Source organism: Pseudoalteromonas sp. SCSIO 43095 (assembly GCF_023650455.1).
Classification (GTDB): domain Bacteria; phylum Pseudomonadota; class Gammaproteobacteria; order Enterobacterales; family Alteromonadaceae; genus Pseudoalteromonas; species Pseudoalteromonas tetraodonis.
Genome location: NZ_CP087995.1, coordinates 1,825,677 through 1,841,142, shown reverse-complemented (window position 1 = coordinate 1,841,142; position 15,466 = coordinate 1,825,677). Strand labels below are relative to the sequence as shown.

The following is a 15,466-nucleotide window of genomic DNA, read 5'->3' as shown; positions in this document are numbered from 1 at the left end:
TGTTGTATGTTATACGAACAGTTTAACGGTAATGGTTTATTTTGGCTTATCATAAAAAATATAAGCGTTAAAAAAATCAATTAATCTAGTAGTAATATAAGTTTAATTAAGTAAATATACTTATGATGATCAGTGTACGCTTATTAAAAATAGAACGATATTCTATGTTTAGCTTTTTAAAGGTTTATTTATTTTATGTGTGAATTACTTGGCATGTCAGCCAATGTGCCAACGGATATTTGTTTTAGTTTTTCAGGGTTGTTGGAGCGTGGGGGAAATACGGGGCCACATAAAGACGGCTGGGGCATTACTTTTTATGAAGGCAAAGGTTGTAGAACCTTTAAAGATCCCGAGCCAAGTTACCAGTCAGAAATAGCTAAATTAGTTAAAGCTTATCCGATTAAAAGCGTATCAGTTATTAGCCACATTCGCCAAGGAAATCGAGGTCGGGTATGTCTTGAAAATACTCATCCGTTTACTCGTGAGTTGTGGGGGCGTGAAATAACCTATGCTCATAACGGGCAGCTTTCAAATTATCATGATTTAAAACCTGAATATTATCGACCTGTGGGTAATACCGATAGCGAGTTGGCATTTTGCTGGTTGCTTGACAAAATTCGTGAAAAGTACCCGCAGCGACCAAGTAATATGGCGTCGGTTTTTAGATATGCGGCTAAGCTTTCGCATACGCTACGTGAAAAAGGCGTGTTTAATATGTTATTGACCGATGGTGTATTTGTTTTAGCGTATTGTACTAATAATTTACATTATATAACGCGCCGTGCGCCATTTGGTAAAGCAACACTTATTGATGCTGATATGGTGGTCGACTTTCAACAAGAAACCACGCCAAACGATGTGGTAACGGTGATAGCAACAAGGCCGCTAACCAACGATGAACGCTGGCAAAAAATGCAGCCAGGAGAGTTTGCGTTATTTAAAATGGGTGAATTAATGTAGCTTGGGTAGAGTGAAATGAAACCCAGCTTAAAGTTTTAAATTAAAGTATTAAAATGAAAAGCCCAAGTTATGGTTATCACACTTGGGCGTTTCGTATTGCATCTTGTAAGTAATTTATTTGGGGGTTATTTCGTTTTTAACTTGTGCAGGTAAAGCCGGTGGATTGATCACGGTAAACGATTTCATCTGCACTTCAAACTGTTCCACACCTTTTTCACCTTTCCACATGCGCACTAGCATGTAATCCATTTCTGGGGCAAACCAGGCTAAAGCTTGGCGTTTATCGTTATCGTATAAGCGTTTAACTTTCACTGCTTCTACATTACCTATAGGCAGAGAAATCATTTCGGTTTCTACCACTTCAAAGTCGTAGTCACGGCAATTACCTTTTTTATCAACCAACGGAAACGAGAAGTTGGTTTTGCCTTTTTTAAGACCTTCACGAACTTGTACTTGATAAGAAATACCATCTTGGAAGTTATCATGCCATTGGCATTTTAACGGGTAATCGCTGGTGTTACTGTTGACAGTTTGTGTTTGACGATCAAAGTTAATTTCATACTTTTTGTCAGGCCCAGTCCCCGTGCGGATCATAGCGTACTGAATAGGCTCTACTTTATCGTTAGCAAAGCTAAAAGTTGATGACTCTTGACGTGAGTCAGAGAAAATCATCCATTCAATATCGCTGTGGTAAGTGACTTGGTAGTTATTATTATCGAGTTTTTTTAGTTCACGCTCGGCTTTGCCATGATTAGTGCCTTTGCGCAAAATATCGTAGCTGGCTTGATACTGGGTTAACTCGCCTGCAATCAGGCTGGTAGGAAGTAATAAAGTGCCCGCACATAGTAGCCAAGCACTTAATTTTTTATTTTGGGTAGTGCGCGCCGTGTGCAGGAAGTTGTTTTTCGTCAAGAACTGCATAATCTGCTTCCATCGTAAGTCGTTGTTCACTGAACCACTTGACCACCAAAGGATAAATTATGTGCTCTTGCGCATGCACACGTTTAGCGAGCGTGTCTGCTGTATCGTTTGCTAATACAGGCACTTTAGCTTGAAGAATAACGGGTCCGCCATCTAATTCTTCAGTTACAAAGTGAACACTAACGCCGTGAACGTCGTCTTTTGCATCAATTGCTCTTTGGTGGGTATTCAGCCCCTGGTACTTAGGCAACAAAGATGGATGAATGTTCAACATTTTTCCAACATATTTTTGCACTAAGCTAGGAGTTAGAATACGCATAAACCCAGCTAATACAACTAGATTTGGTTCAAAAGAGTCAATTATATGCATTAACTGGGCATCGTAAGCTTCGCGTGAGTCAAACTCTTTATGACTCAGCACGTGTGTGGCAATACCTGCATTTTTTGCACGCTCTAACCCATAAGCGTCTGCTTTGTTACTAATAACAGCCGCTATATGGGCGTTTATCTCGCCGCTTTCACAGGCGTCTATAATGGCTTGTAAATTTGAGCCACTGCCTGAGATCAAAACTACTAGACGAGTGGGTGCCATTACGCAGCACCACCTACAATTTCAACTTGCTCTTCGCCAGCAACTGCATCTTGGATTTCACCAAGGTGCCATGCGTTCTCGCCAAGATCTTTTAAGATATTTAAGCTATTTTCAAGCTCATCCGCAGGTACAACTAACACCATGCCTACACCACAGTTAAATGTGCGGTACATTTCGTGTGTTGTAATGTTGCCGTTTTCTTGCAACCAGCTAAACACACTTGGCCATTGCCAGCTATCACCTTTAACAACCGCTTTAGCAGATTCAGGTAATACGCGTGGGATATTTTCCCAAAAACCGCCACCAGTAATATGCGAAAGGGCATGCACGTCTACTTGCTTGAACAACTCAAGTAATGGTTTAACGTAAATACGTGTTGGTTCTAAAAGGTGCTCACCTAAGGTTTTGCCATCAATCACTTGATTAGTATCAGCGTTAGAGACTTCTAAAACTTTACGAATTAAAGAGAAACCATTTGAATGAGGACCGCTAGATGCAAGGGCAATAAGTTGATCGCCTGCAGCTACTTTAGTGCCATCAATAATTTTTGATTTTTCTACCACACCTGTACAAAAGCCTGCCATGTCGTAGTCTTCACCATCATACATACCTGGCATTTCAGCTGTTTCGCCACCAATTAGGGCACAACCTGAAATTTCACAACCTTTACCAATACCGGTTACTACGTCGGCTGCTGTGTCTACATCTAGTTTACCCGTTGCATAGTAATCTAGAAAAAACAGGGGTTCCGCGCCTTGTACTATTAAATCATTTACACACATCGCAACTAAGTCGATACCTACAGTATCGTGCTTTTTAAGGTCAATTGCTAAACGTAACTTAGTGCCTACACCATCGGTGCCTGCTACAAGTACGGGTTGCTTATAACCTTCAGGAATTTCGCAAAGTGCGCCAAAACCACCAATTCCGCCCATCACTTCAGGACGACGAGTTTTTTTAACTACGCCTTTAATACGCTCAACAAGAGCATTACCAGCGTCGATATCTACGCCCGCGTCTTTATAGCTTAGAGACTGTTTTTGTTCGCTCACAGGTTTTCCTCAAAATAGTTGTTTTGATGCTTACTTAGAAACGCGCGTATTTTACAACAATTGCAAGGGCGCGGCTAGTTGAAATCTGGATTTGATTTTAAAGACAAGGACAGTTGTCCGCTAGTTGCTGTATTAGTAAACAAAAAAAGCGCCCAATGGCACTTTTTAATATGGAAATAAAAAATTAATACTACGAATTAGGCTTTAGCTGTAAGTATCGCTCTAAGCGGTGCAGGGTAGCCTTCAATGGTTTTACTGGTGTCAGCGGGGTCTAAAAAGTCAACTAAAGATTCGTTTTCCATCCAGTCAGTTTTACGCTGCTCGTCGAGCGTTGTAATAGCACAATCTTTAATCTGCACATCTTTAAAGCCAACACGTTCCATCCACAATTTTAATGCCGCAGTGCTTGGAATAAACCATACATTACGCATTTTCGCGTAGCGGTCGGTTGGTACTAATACGGTGTTTTCATCGCCTTCAATCACTAATGTTTCAAGTACGAGTTCTCCGCCTGGGCGAAGCTGTGCTTTTAATTGCGCTAAAAAGTCGATAGGGGAACGACGATGATAAAGCACCCCCATTGAAAATACCGTATCAAACGCTTTGAGTTCTGGCAGGGCTTCTACACCTAATGGTAACAAATGCACGTTTTCATCTGGGTTAAAGTGTTTAATTGCCTGAAACTGACATAAAAATAAGTCAGATGGGTCAATACCCACTACAAACTGAGCACCTTCACCGCGCATACGCCATAGGTGATACCCAGAGCCACAACCAATATCTAATACAGTACGGCCTTTTAATGGCTCAATATGCGGCAGAAGTCGATCCCATTTCCAGTCACTGCGCCATTCGGTGTTTATTTCAATACCATGTACAGTAAAGGGACCTTTTCGCCATGGCATCATGCGTTTTAATAAATGCGTAGCTTGTTTTTGCTCGCCTTCGCTCATCTCACCCGATGCGCCAATTTCTACTTTAGTAGCAATATCAACGTGGGTTGTTTTTACTTCAGGCAAATTTTTAAGTACTTTTTGCCATTTTGGTAAATCACCATGGCTTGCCTCGTTTTGCCAATGTTTTAATTGACCGGGCAGGGTTTCTAGCCAGTGGCTAAGCGGGCTTTGTGCAATTGCTGCGTAAAATTGGTTAAACCATTGAGACATACATTACTCTTTTTATTTAATTGCTACCATTGAGCAAAAATTAAAACATTGATACCACACCTGCGTTTGGCTAAAACCAATGTCGCTTAAACGATTAAAGTGCGTGCTCAGCGTATCGGGGCGCATTACGTTTTCAATGGCTGTACGTTTTTGGCTTATTTCAAGCTCTGAGTAGCCATTGTGACGTTTAAAGTCGTGGTGCAAATCAATTAATAGGTTATCGCACTGCTCGTTTTCGGCTTTAATTTTTTCGCTAAGGAGTAGTACGCCACCGGGTTTTAAGTTAGCGTAAATTTTTTCAAGCACGGCTTGGCGCTGTAAAGGCGGAATAAATTGCAAGGTAAAGTTCATGGCCACAACCGACGCATTTTGAATCTCAAGCTCGTTAATATCGCCCAAAGTTACTGTAACCGGCACGTCTGACTTAAAGCCTTGTAAATGAACCTTGCAGCGCTCAACCATAGCTTGTGAGTTATCTACAGCAATAATATGGCAGTTGTCGGTACGAATATTACGGCGCATACTTAGAGTAACCGCACCAAGCGAGCAACCTAAGTCGTAAAGGTTTGAATTACTTTGCGCATATTCTCCCGCCAATTTACCCATAGTGCTGACAATGGTGGCGTATCCAGGCACAGAGCGCTGGATCATATCCGGAAAAACCTCAACCACATTTTGGTCAAAGCTAAAATCTTTTACTTGTTGCTCAGAGGCGTAAATACTGTCTTTTATACTCACTAAGGCAGTCTCTTTAAAAATAATGGCACTATTTTAACATTTTATACTGGATAGTCAGTGATAAATTCAGTAGCTTGGCTAGAATTATGAATAATAAGTATAAAAGAGAACGTTAAATGAGCAAAAGTAAGGTAATTAGCACAGACGATATATTAGCAACCCTATGTCATTCAGTGACGGAGGTACTATCATCAGCCAGTGGTAACGAAATTAGCTACTCGGCTATGGTGCAAAAAATAACGCGCACTTGTATGCGCCCAGATATTGGCTGTTTTGTATTATTTGATGGTGGCTTTACAGGGTTGGTAGTGACCAATTTTACAGCGCAAGCCGCAATGGAAATTTACGGCGATTACATGCGCAACATGGGCATGCCAGAAGAAGAAATTGCCCACAGTCATTTATCAGATGACGTTTCAAATGTAATGGGCGAGCTAATGAACCAAATAGTGGGCGACTTCACGTCAAAAGTGCGTGAACAGCTGCATACCTCTATTACCCAAAATCAGCCAAAAATGATGGCTATTAATAAACAAGTGCAAATATCGGTTGATACCACTATGGATAGACCACAAGCACGTCGTGTAACCTTCACCACGAGCAAGCAAAATATCTTCTATTTAGAGTTAGCGATGGATAAAACAGAGTTCATCAAGCTACATGACTTTGATATTATCGAAGCAGTAGACCCAGATGACATCATCGAAAACGAAGCAAAGCATAAAGCAGAAAAACAAAAAGCTGCGGACAATGCAAAAGCCAGTGATGCAGATGACGACTTTATGGCCGAGCTTGGTTTGTAAATCTACGGAGCTTTACAGCTTTAAGTAAAACAATAAAAGCGCGAGTTCATCTTGCGCTTTTTGGTTTATGAGGGTTATTGCCTTAAGTAATTTTTGGTAAATCTCGTTGCAATATAAGAAGTAAGCAATGTTAGCGATAATGAGTTAAATGTAACTTTCTTATACCTTCAATAATTAATGTGACGACCGCAAGTAAAATAGCTATGTAAGTAAGCCAATCTTTTTGGCTGATAGTCTCGCCTAAAAGAATCGCCACTATTAATAGCAGCACAGGCTCAACATAAACGAGTAAACCAAAAAGGCTTAAATTTAAATAGGGGGCAGATAGGGATTGAAACGAAAGCGCTAGAGCACTAATCCCCCCAAGTCCTACTACTAAATAAAGCAATGTTAAATTTACGGTTAACTCCGTGACAACTTGTCCATTGGCAAAGATAAAATAACAGGCTATAGGAAAGCTCAAGAGCATATCAACCCATGTGCAACCAATGTTATTAGTGTTGGTTTTTTTTTCGTAGCCAAAAATAAATAGGGTAACCTATGCATACAACCCAAACCGGCCACAAAAATGATTGAGAAACAATTAATAGATTTATAATAGCTATCAGAGCAAATAAACACGCTACTTTTTGATGCGGGGTTAAACGCTCTTGAAAAGCAAGCCGTCCGATAATTACCATCGTAATTGGCATGATAAAGTAACCTAGTGAAACCGCTAGACCATATCCATTTACGGGTGCCCACATGAATAGCCATAATTGTGCACCAACTAAAAAAGATGAAAGGAGCCGTGTTAGCCAAAAATACTTTTCATATCGCACCCTCGTTTATATGCCGAGTACAAGTGGCCAGTAACCTTTTAGTAGAATAAAAACAGTTAAAAATGGCACCGTAAATAAAACCCGCCAACCATATGTTTCGTGACCTTGAAGTTCATTTAACAGTGAAGTGTAAGCAAACATTAGTGCAAAAAGTGCTGATGAAATTATATTTAAAGTAACGCCTAATGAAGTTTTATTAGAGCTTTGCATAGTCGGTATATAGAAGATATTTGTGATAATTTTTTTCATGAAAACGATAATATCAAATCATTTAGAACCACCGTTGTACTAGAACGCGTTAAATCGAGTTTAAATGTGCTTTAAATACACTTGTGGTGATAATCAATTACTTTATGATGAAATGATTTATATTTTTGAATAACGAACTCAAAAAATTTTTAGATAGTGGATGAGGAGCTGCAATTGCCTAGCGTCTAACCCAAGCCGTTTATATAAGCACTTGGGTTATAGTCATTGAGTGTTTAGCGGATAATCATTTGCTCACGCTCAGGGCCTACAGATACCATACTCACAGGCACGCCCATCAGTGCTTCGATGCGTTCAACATAGTGCTGAGCGGCCGCAGGCAGACTGTCAAAAGTACGACAACCGGTAATATCTTCATCCCACGCTGGCATGCTTTCATAGATTGGCGTTAAAGCGGCTGTTTGTGGCCAAATAGGATTTTCGCTGTGATCGCCTGCATAACCAACACAGATTTTTAAATCCGTCATGCCCGATAGGCAATCAATTTTAGTTAATGCAATTTCAGTAGCAGCTTGTAGTTCAACTCCATTACGCGTGGCAACAGCATCAAAATAACCCATATCACGTGGGCGACCAGTTACTGCACCATACTCATTGGCGCTTTCGCGAAAATTCTCTTGCTCCGCCATTGCGGTAACGAGTGTACCTGTGCCAACAGATGAACTAAACGATTTAGCTACTGCAATAACACGTTCAGGTCTCAGTGCCGGTAAACCGCTGCCAATTCCTGCATAGGCGGCAGTGACGTTTGATGATGTAGTATAAGGGTATTCGCCATAAACTAAATCGCGGCCAGCGCCTAGTTGCGCTTCAAATAATAAGTTTGCATCTTGCTTTTGTAGCGCTTTTAAAGGCTCTGTTACATTACAAATAAATTCACGCCAAGGAGCGCTGACAGCTAATAACCACTCAGTCATTTGTTCAGCTGTTTGTGAAAAATCACAGCTTGGGTAAAGGGCTTTTAGCTGTGGCATTTTCCAATCAAGCATAAATTGAATACGCTCTAATAAAACCTCTGGTTGATTTAACCAACCAACTAAAATGCCTTTTTTCATTACTCGGTCGCCGTATGCAGGGGCAATACCTTGGCGAGTTGAGCCGTAAGCGGCATCACCTAAACGTACTTCTTCAAGTGTGTCTTCAAGAGCGTGTAGCGGTAAACACAGGGTTGCACGATCAGAAATACACAGTTTTACCTCAACGCCAGCGGTTTTAACTTCAGCGATTTCTTCGCTTAATGCGCCAGGGCTTATCACCATGCCAGGGCCTAATACGGCAATACAATCAGGATTAAAAATACCACTTGGTAATTGGTGTAATTTAAACGTACCAAACTCATTCACAACGGTATGACCGGCGTTGTTACCACCTTGAAAGCGAATACTTGCAGATGCATCCTCTGCTAAAAAATCGACGATGCGGCCCTTGCCTTCATCACCCCAGTTTGCACCTACAACAACAATTGACGGCATAAATTTCTCTCCAAATTGATTGAATGAATATGGTATGCGCACTATCTAAATAAGAGAAATTAATTATAATTATTATCCTGATAAGAATTTCATATCGATTTTAGATAGTTAAGGTCATCAAAATGTTAGATATTCATTGGTTAAAAACCTTTGTCACATTAGCACAACTAAAGCATTTTGGTAAAACCGCCAATGCGCTGCATATGACACAGCCCAATGTTAGCTTGCACATTAAGCAACTAGAAAAAATGACACGGGCGAAACTGATCGAGCGTAATCCGTTTAGTTTGACGCAAGCAGGTTTACGGCTATTGCAGTCTGGGCAAAAAACTTTGTGGGAATTACAGGTTTGCCAGTCTGATTTAAATGCGATAAATGATCTACGCCAAGGCACCCTAACGATTGCTGCAAGTGATATTATTTCTCGGTTGTTGTTGATTGAGCCGTTCCAGCTATTTAAACGTCAGTTTCCAGGAATTGACTTTACTTTGCTCAATACTACCTCATCACAAGCATCGGCGTTGGTGAAAAGTGCGGAGGCTGATCTTGGTTTTGTTATTGCGCAAAAAGAAAGTGAACCACTGCATTTTACGCAATTGCAGCAGATAAAGTGGTGTGCGCTAGGTAATCATTTACAGCTATGGCAGCAAGCTAAAAATAACAACACTATAACGCTGACTGAGCCGCCAACATTAATTTTACTCGGCCATGATACGCGTACAAGAGAGTTACTTGATAGCGCATTACCGTCTTTAAACTTACCGAATTATCGGGTAATGGAAGTGGGCAGTGTGGATGCACAAATTGATTGGGCTGAAGCGGGCTTTGGTGTTGCGATTGTGCCGGAGTTTTCACTGCGCAGTAAAGCAAATTTAACCACTACAGTCACCGCCTTACCCAAGTTTCCAACCACCAGTCTAGGCTACATTGTGCGGCAAAATCAGGTGCTGTCAAAAGCGATAAAACAATTGCTACATTGGGTGAGTGAAGAGATCTCACGTAGTTATCGCTAACAAGCGGTATTAGTTAATTTTCACAACAAAAAGTGTAAAGTTTTCATGCATATATTAAGGTGCAGTGCTGGTGGCTTTAAAGCTACAATTATTACAGATTTATGCGGACTCTTTACTGAATGAGCTATTTTAAGAATTTAATAACAAAATTTATAATTATGATGCAACAGCGGCCAGGTTTATTGGCAGTATTTGCGTTTTGTAGTGGGGTCGCAAGTTATGTATTGGTTGAACGTAAAGAGTCATTCTCGCAAATTATTGCCATATTGTTGATAGTTAGTTGGCTATGGTTGATTGTTGATAACTGGCTACGTGATAAAGTTGAGCAACGTTTTGGCGTGGCTATTTCTCCTAATGTTATGCGCTTTGCTCTGCAAATGGTGCAACAGGAAAGCCTTTTTTTTGCGCTGCCATTTTTTCTCGCGGCGACTTCTTGGAATCATCCGCAAGCTATATTTACTTCGTTAATTATTCTCTGTGCGTTTATATCAGTTGTTGATCCACTGTATTATAAAAAATTAGCTAAACACAGTGTTCTCTTTACGGTATTTCATAACTTTGCATTGTTTGTGGCCATTTCAGTCACTTTACCAATTTTACTTAACCTTACGACAAGCCAAAGCATAGAGATAGCCTTGATCACTGCCATTATTTTTACCATTCCTAGCTTAGGTAACTTAATGCCTAACGCGCGTTGGTGGCGTTTTCCTTTGTTAGTTGTATTATTGAGTGCACTTAGTGTTGGTTTATGGCAGCTACGTAGCTGGGTACCGCCAGCAGCGTTGCGCTTAACTGATATCACGTTATCCCATGAAGTCGATATTCAGCAACGCAAGCCCATCGGTAACGTTAAGGTGTTAGATGTAGATACATTAAGACGTGAAGGTTTATATAGTTGGACAGCGGTAAAAGCGCCAAGAGGGTTAAACGAAAAGATTTTTCATGTTTGGACCCTTAATAACCAAGTCGTAGATCGAATTGCATTAAATATTACAGGTGGACGAGAGCAAGGCTATAGAGCATGGACCCACAAAATGAACTTTCCAGCAGATCCAGCTGGGAAATGGCAAGTACAGGTTGTTACTGAATCAGGGCAACTAATAGGATTAGCTAAATTTACAGTGGGTTCATAATTGATAGGCTTTAAATACATTAGGGTGAATAAGGGTTGTTATTTTGCTCAACTAACACGCAAAACATACGCAAATCTAGTTCTAGCTGATGGTACTGCGGCTCCATATGGCAGCATAATTTATAAAAGCCTTTGTTATGATCTTTTTCTTTAAAATGCGCGAGTTCGTGCACCACTAATGCTTTTAATAATGGTTCCGGTGCGCGTAGTAAATCGCTGTTGATAGCTAAATCGTGCTTACGGGTTTTACCTTGCATACGATACGTGTGTGTTCCGAGTGCATTGGTGACCATATCGCCTTGTTTTTTAAATGCTGCGCGGCCAAACGGCGGTGCATTTTTTAAATACTGTTTTTTAAGCTCAGTGGCGTAGCTATACAGTAACTTATCACTGGTAATGCGATGCGCCTGCGGGTACTTTTTAAGTAAATACTCACTTACCTTTCCTGCTTTTATTAGTCCTAATACTTGCTCAACGATATTGGCAGGGTAGCCGGTAAAGTAACGTGCGTATTCACTCATTATTGTCTCTGTATTTTGAATTTATTTTTAAAAAAGTGCTTGCTGGTGGGCTTCTTTCTCGCCACTAAATGGATTGAGTACGTTGTGATTATACCCCAAATCTTGGCAAAACTGGCGAGCCAGTAAAGGCGCTTCGCGGTTATCAGCCGTATGAAAAAATACATAGGGGCTTTTGCCCTCATTAAGCCACTGGGTTACTTTGCTAAGCCAAGGCTGATAAAAGGTCTTATAATCGTTTTCTAAGTTAGCAATAACGAAGCGCGCCATAGGCTGCGAGCCCGTAGCAATAGCGTGAACTGGTAAGTGGGGCTTTTTTTGTTGGGCGTCTATTAGCGCTTCGGTGGTTGGCTTTACTGCAAAGAGTGCCCGAGTATCCATAGCAATACGGTTTATATTATTTGCCATTAAAAGCTGATTAAGTGCGATTTCGGCCTCACCTTTTTTGAAAAAATCAGGGTGGCGTACCTCAACCCCATAGTTTAGCTCTTTAGGAAGTAACTCAATAAAAGCGGCAAGCTTAGTTAAATGTTGTGGCGCAAACGCTTTAGGTAATTGCAGCATTATTTGCCCTGTTTTTTCAAATAGAGGGGCGAATAAATTAAGCCAATTAGTTAGCTCATTTTGCACGTTAGTAAGTTGGAGTTCGTGACTAAAGCGCTGATGAAACTTAAAGGTAAATTTAAACTCATCGGGTACACTGGCAGCCCATCGTAATACGGTGTCAGGCGAGGGATCGGCATAAAAACTGGTGTTACCTTCTACCGAATTAAAATGCTGCGCATATTCGCTAAGCATATCGGCATTTTTACACTGGCGTGAAAATAAATTTCCTTTCCATGCGCTGCTCGACCACTGCGGGCATCCAATATATAGCATACAAACAAAAGCCTTGATATAAAGTGCCGGTAGTGTAACAAATAACAAAACAGTGCGCTGTAAATTCCACCCCGAAAGGTAAACACGCCCTAGCATCTTCAACCTACTTGGGTATAATGCAGGGCTTAATTTGATTATTTTGAATTGCTAGCGGCTTTATTTTCATTTTGGTGTTTATAAAAACTTTTAAAACAACAGTGTTTAACCGCTATATGCCTTTTATCTGACAGGAAAACTATGCGCTCTATATACTGCGGACAGCTAAATAAAACTCACGTAGATCAGGAAGTTGAACTATGTGGCTGGATCAACAAACGACGTGACCTTGGTGGACTTATCTTTGTCGATTTACGCGATAGAGAAGGTTTAGTACAAGTTGTATTCGATCCGGAAGTTGAAGGATTAATGGAAACAGCTAACAAACTTCGTCAAGAATTTTGTGTGCAGTTAAAAGGGGTTGTTCGTGCACGCCCAGACAGCCAAGTAAATAAAGACATGGCAACCGGCGAAGTAGAAATTTTAGGTACTGAGCTAACTATTATCAACCGCTCTGAGCCGCTTCCGCTTGATTTTAATCAAACAAACTCAGAAGAGCGTCGTTTAAAATATCGTTACTTAGATTTACGTCGTTTAGAAATGAGCGACCGTATTAAATTACGTGCTAAAGCAAGCAGCTTTGTACGTCGCTTTTTAGATGAAAATGGCTTTTTAGATATCGAAACGCCAGTACTAACTAAAGCAACGCCAGAAGGTGCGCGTGATTACTTAGTGCCAAGTCGAGTACACAAAGGTAGCTTTTACGCATTACCGCAGTCGCCACAGTTATTTAAGCAATTGTTGATGATGTCGGGTTTTGACCGTTACTACCAAATTGTTAAATGTTTCCGTGATGAAGATTTACGTGCTGATCGCCAGCCAGAATTTACTCAAATAGATTTAGAAACCTCGTTCATGAGCTCTGATCAAGTACGCGGTATAACTGAAAAAATGATTCGTGAAATGTGGCAGTCATTACTAAATGTTGATTTAGGTGATTTCCCAGTTATGCCTTACTCTGAAGCAATGAGCTTATATGGTTCTGATAAGCCAGACTTACGTAACCCAATGAAGCTAATTGATGTAGCCGATTTAGTAAAAGACGTAGAGTTTAAAGTATTCTCAGGTCCAGCAAATGATGAAAAAGGCCGTGTTGCAGTACTAACGGTACCAGGTGGTGCATCACTTTCTCGTAAGCAACTAGATGACTACACTAAGTTTATCGGTATTTACGGTGCTAAAGGTTTAGCATGGATGAAAGTAAATGACCGCGATGCAGGCGTTGAGGGCGTACAATCGCCAATCGCTAAATTCTTAAATGAAGATGTGATCACGCAGTTACTTGAACGTACTAATGCACAAACAGGCGATATCATTTTATTTGGTGCGGATAAACGTAACACCGTAAATGAAGCCATGGGCGCACTTCGTTTAAAAATTGGTATTGATTTAGAAATCACTAATTTAGATAGCTGGGCACCACTTTGGGTTGTTGACTTCCCAATGTTTGAAGAAGATGACGAAGGCACATTACACGCTGTACACCATCCATTTACTGCACCAAAAGATATTAGTGCCAGTGAGCTTGAAGCAAACCCAGCAGCGGCTATTTCAGATGCTTACGATATGGTATTAAACGGCTACGAAGTGGGCGGTGGCTCGGTACGTATTCACAATGCAGATATGCAAGAAGCGGCATTTAGAATTTTAGGTATTGAAGCGCAAGAGCAGCAAGATAAATTTGGTTTCTTACTTGACGCACTTAAATACGGCACACCGCCGCATGCAGGTTTAGCGTTCGGTTTAGACCGTTTAGTTATGTTGTTATGTGGTACTGATAACATTCGTGACGTTATTGCTTTCCCTAAAACCACACAAGCATCGTGTTTATTAACCGATGCACCAAGCAAAGCTAACAACGATTCGCTGACAGAGCTTGCAATTAGTGTAGTTGAGAAAGAATTACCAAGCGCAGAATAAAGCTAGTTTTTAGTTAGATAAAAACCCCTTAGGCTAAATCCCTAAGGGGTTTTTTGTTCGGCAAAACCCAATTTAGGTGCTTTATTTTTATGAGCGAGCTATTTAAAGAAAGTCATTATTTTGATCAGTCATTTTCAAACTTTACAGCAAATGCAAAGCGCTTTAGCGATATTGAGTTTGAACAATGTCAGTTTATTGATTGCGATTTTAGTCACAGTCAATTTAGTGCCTGTCGGTTTATAGAGTGTGAGTTTATAAACTGTAATTTGAGTGAGCTTAACTGGAATTACAGCTCGCTAGAAGAGGTGAGCTTTGCAAATTGTAAACTCAATAGCATAGTGTGGGGGCAAGTAAATTGGCCGCAATTAGCGCTAACGTCACCGGTGAGTTTTAAACAGTGTGAGCTGAGCCATAGTTCGTTTTTTGAATTACAGTTAAAAGCCTTAACAATGACGAACTGTTTTGCCAAAGATGTCGATTTTAGACACGCTAACTTAGCTCAAAGCAACTTCTCGGATACTGATTTTAGAGACAGCCTGTTTCATCAAACTAATGTGAGAAAAGCAAATTTTGTTGGCGCAACGCAATTTAATATTGACATAACAAACAATGATGTGAGTAATGCAAAGTTTGAACGGCTTGAAGCGTTAAATCTATTAACAGGACTTGATATCGAGCTGGTTGATTAGCCGCAAGAGCTTACGGCTAATACGTGTATTTACTATTAGCAAGCAGGGCCATTTTTGTTACGTGCACTAGCAAGTGCGCGGGCTATGCTCAGTAGCTCAGGCGAAATATCATCAGCGCCATCTTTAATCAGTTTAGTTACATCACCTGATGAATATAAGCTATCACGCGGTGATTTAATCCCAAGCTCTCTCACAAAGTCTTTGGTTTTACCTGTACTGCCGGTTTCAATAAACTTAAAAATAATGCGTTCGTTGTTACTTTTCGGCTCGGCTTGTAACACTTTAATTTCTTCTTGGTAGGCTTCAATTCTGCTTTGTAGAATGTCGATGCGTTGTTCAATGCTGCTATATGATTTCATGAATGGATTCTTTTGCGATAATAGTAAAACAATAATCGCTATTATCGCACAAATTAGCAAAGGCGCGC

The 15,466-nt window shown here is 40.6% G+C and carries 16 protein-coding genes; 6 read left to right on the top strand and 10 right to left on the bottom strand.

The features are described from left to right. The first annotated feature begins 195 nt into the window (after positions 1-195). Positions 196-960 carry a class II glutamine amidotransferase gene (locus LOC50_RS08700; protein WP_013464565.1) on the top strand — a complete coding sequence of 255 codons (765 nt, stop codon included), beginning with the start codon at positions 196-198 and terminating at the stop codon, positions 958-960. 114 nt (positions 961-1,074) lie between these two features. Here the strand turns inward: LOC50_RS08700 and LOC50_RS08695 are convergent, their stop codons facing one another. From LOC50_RS08695 to cmoA, 5 genes are all read right to left on the bottom strand, one after another. Beyond that, positions 1,075-1,872, bottom strand: a complete 798-nt coding sequence (locus tag LOC50_RS08695; protein WP_250653922.1) for a DUF3108 domain-containing protein — start codon at positions 1,870-1,872, stop codon at positions 1,075-1,077. Beyond that, positions 1,826-2,473, bottom strand: coding sequence for a phosphoribosylglycinamide formyltransferase (gene purN / locus LOC50_RS08690; RefSeq protein WP_250653056.1), 648 nt, complete (start codon positions 2,471-2,473; stop codon positions 1,826-1,828). Before purN ends, LOC50_RS08695 begins: the two co-directional genes overlap by 47 nt. Then, positions 2,473-3,525 carry a phosphoribosylformylglycinamidine cyclo-ligase gene (purM, locus tag LOC50_RS08685; RefSeq protein ID WP_016899473.1) on the bottom strand — a complete coding sequence of 351 codons (1,053 nt, stop codon included), beginning with the start codon at positions 3,523-3,525 and terminating at the stop codon, positions 2,473-2,475. The genes purN and purM overlap by 1 nt, the downstream gene beginning before the upstream one ends. A gap of 197 nt (positions 3,526-3,722) precedes the next feature. Further along, complete coding sequence (gene cmoB / locus LOC50_RS08680) at positions 3,723-4,691, bottom strand: tRNA 5-methoxyuridine(34)/uridine 5-oxyacetic acid(34) synthase CmoB (RefSeq protein ID WP_138627579.1); 969 nt, start codon at positions 4,689-4,691, stop codon at positions 3,723-3,725. Positions 4,692-4,703: 12 nt separating this feature from the next. Then, complete coding sequence (cmoA, locus tag LOC50_RS08675; protein ID WP_004588942.1) at positions 4,704-5,429, bottom strand: carboxy-S-adenosyl-L-methionine synthase CmoA; 726 nt, start codon at positions 5,427-5,429, stop codon at positions 4,704-4,706. 116 nt (positions 5,430-5,545) lie between these two features. Between cmoA and LOC50_RS08670 the strand changes: the two genes are divergently transcribed. Continuing rightward, positions 5,546-6,232, top strand: a complete 687-nt coding sequence (locus LOC50_RS08670; RefSeq protein ID WP_069439913.1) for a DUF3334 family protein — start codon at positions 5,546-5,548, stop codon at positions 6,230-6,232. Between the two features lie 130 nt (positions 6,233-6,362). Here the strand turns inward: LOC50_RS08670 and LOC50_RS08665 are convergent, their stop codons facing one another. Beyond that, positions 6,363-6,695 carry an EamA family transporter gene (locus LOC50_RS08665; protein WP_250653055.1) on the bottom strand — a complete coding sequence of 111 codons (333 nt, stop codon included), beginning with the start codon at positions 6,693-6,695 and terminating at the stop codon, positions 6,363-6,365. A gap of 840 nt (positions 6,696-7,535) precedes the next feature. Beyond that, the gene (locus tag LOC50_RS08660) at positions 7,536-8,792 is read right to left on the bottom strand and encodes an adenylosuccinate synthase (RefSeq protein WP_036983139.1); all 1,257 of its coding nucleotides are present in this window, start codon (positions 8,790-8,792) and stop codon (positions 7,536-7,538) included. Positions 8,793-8,914: 122 nt separating this feature from the next. Between LOC50_RS08660 and LOC50_RS08655 the strand changes: the two genes are divergently transcribed. Then, positions 8,915-9,805 (top strand): LysR family transcriptional regulator, encoded by an 891-nt coding sequence (locus tag LOC50_RS08655; protein WP_036983137.1) that lies wholly within the window; start codon positions 8,915-8,917, stop codon positions 9,803-9,805. A gap of 119 nt (positions 9,806-9,924) precedes the next feature. Beyond that, entirely contained in the window at positions 9,925-10,938 is a 1,014-nt protein-coding gene (locus LOC50_RS08650; RefSeq protein WP_036983135.1) for a DUF5924 family protein, read from the top strand. 19 nt (positions 10,939-10,957) lie between these two features. On the opposite strand, the gene LOC50_RS08645 is transcribed toward LOC50_RS08650, so the two are convergent. Both LOC50_RS08645 and LOC50_RS08640 read right to left on the bottom strand, forming a co-directional pair. Continuing rightward, positions 10,958-11,458, bottom strand: a complete 501-nt coding sequence (locus LOC50_RS08645; RefSeq protein ID WP_250653054.1) for a M48 metallopeptidase family protein — start codon at positions 11,456-11,458, stop codon at positions 10,958-10,960. Between the two features lie 27 nt (positions 11,459-11,485). Then, positions 11,486-12,334 (bottom strand): DUF72 domain-containing protein, encoded by an 849-nt coding sequence (locus LOC50_RS08640; RefSeq protein WP_036983496.1) that lies wholly within the window; start codon positions 12,332-12,334, stop codon positions 11,486-11,488. A 237-nt stretch (positions 12,335-12,571) separates the two neighbouring features. On the opposite strand from LOC50_RS08640, the gene aspS reads away from it, so the two are divergent. Both aspS and LOC50_RS08630 read left to right on the top strand, forming a co-directional pair. Then, the gene (aspS, locus tag LOC50_RS08635) at positions 12,572-14,350 is read left to right on the top strand and encodes an aspartate--tRNA ligase (RefSeq protein ID WP_248474330.1); all 1,779 of its coding nucleotides are present in this window, start codon (positions 12,572-12,574) and stop codon (positions 14,348-14,350) included. An 89-nt stretch (positions 14,351-14,439) separates the two neighbouring features. Continuing rightward, on the top strand, positions 14,440-15,039 hold the full coding sequence (locus tag LOC50_RS08630; protein WP_036983130.1) for a pentapeptide repeat-containing protein: 600 nt from the start codon (positions 14,440-14,442) through the stop codon (positions 15,037-15,039). 35 nt (positions 15,040-15,074) lie between these two features. On the opposite strand, the gene LOC50_RS08625 is transcribed toward LOC50_RS08630, so the two are convergent. Further along, the gene (locus LOC50_RS08625) at positions 15,075-15,398 is read right to left on the bottom strand and encodes a hypothetical protein (protein ID WP_008111621.1); all 324 of its coding nucleotides are present in this window, start codon (positions 15,396-15,398) and stop codon (positions 15,075-15,077) included. Between the last annotated feature and the right edge of the window lie 68 nt (positions 15,399-15,466).

Bases quoted from the DNA above. Each gene is read 5' to 3' on its own strand.
- LOC50_RS08700 (WP_013464565.1), top strand. From the start codon at position 196: ATGTGTGAATTACTTGGCATGTCAGCCAATGTGCCAACGGATATTTGT.
- purN (WP_250653056.1), bottom strand. From the start codon at position 2,473: ATGGCACCCACTCGTCTAGTAGTTTTGATCTCAGGCAGTGGCTCAAAT.
- cmoB (WP_138627579.1), bottom strand. From the start codon at position 4,691: ATGTCTCAATGGTTTAACCAATTTTACGCAGCAATTGCACAAAGCCCG.
- LOC50_RS08670 (WP_069439913.1), top strand. From the start codon at position 5,546: ATGAGCAAAAGTAAGGTAATTAGCACAGACGATATATTAGCAACCCTA.
- LOC50_RS08660 (WP_036983139.1), bottom strand. From the start codon at position 8,792: ATGCCGTCAATTGTTGTTGTAGGTGCAAACTGGGGTGATGAAGGCAAG.
- LOC50_RS08655 (WP_036983137.1), top strand. From the start codon at position 8,915: ATGTTAGATATTCATTGGTTAAAAACCTTTGTCACATTAGCACAACTA.
- LOC50_RS08650 (WP_036983135.1), top strand. From the start codon at position 9,925: ATGAGCTATTTTAAGAATTTAATAACAAAATTTATAATTATGATGCAA.
- LOC50_RS08645 (WP_250653054.1), bottom strand. From the start codon at position 11,458: ATGAGTGAATACGCACGTTACTTTACCGGCTACCCTGCCAATATCGTT.
- LOC50_RS08640 (WP_036983496.1), bottom strand. From the start codon at position 12,334: ATGCTATATATTGGATGCCCGCAGTGGTCGAGCAGCGCATGGAAAGGA.
- aspS (WP_248474330.1), top strand. From the start codon at position 12,572: ATGCGCTCTATATACTGCGGACAGCTAAATAAAACTCACGTAGATCAG.
- LOC50_RS08630 (WP_036983130.1), top strand. From the start codon at position 14,440: ATGAGCGAGCTATTTAAAGAAAGTCATTATTTTGATCAGTCATTTTCA.
- LOC50_RS08625 (WP_008111621.1), bottom strand. From the start codon at position 15,398: ATGAAATCATATAGCAGCATTGAACAACGCATCGACATTCTACAAAGC.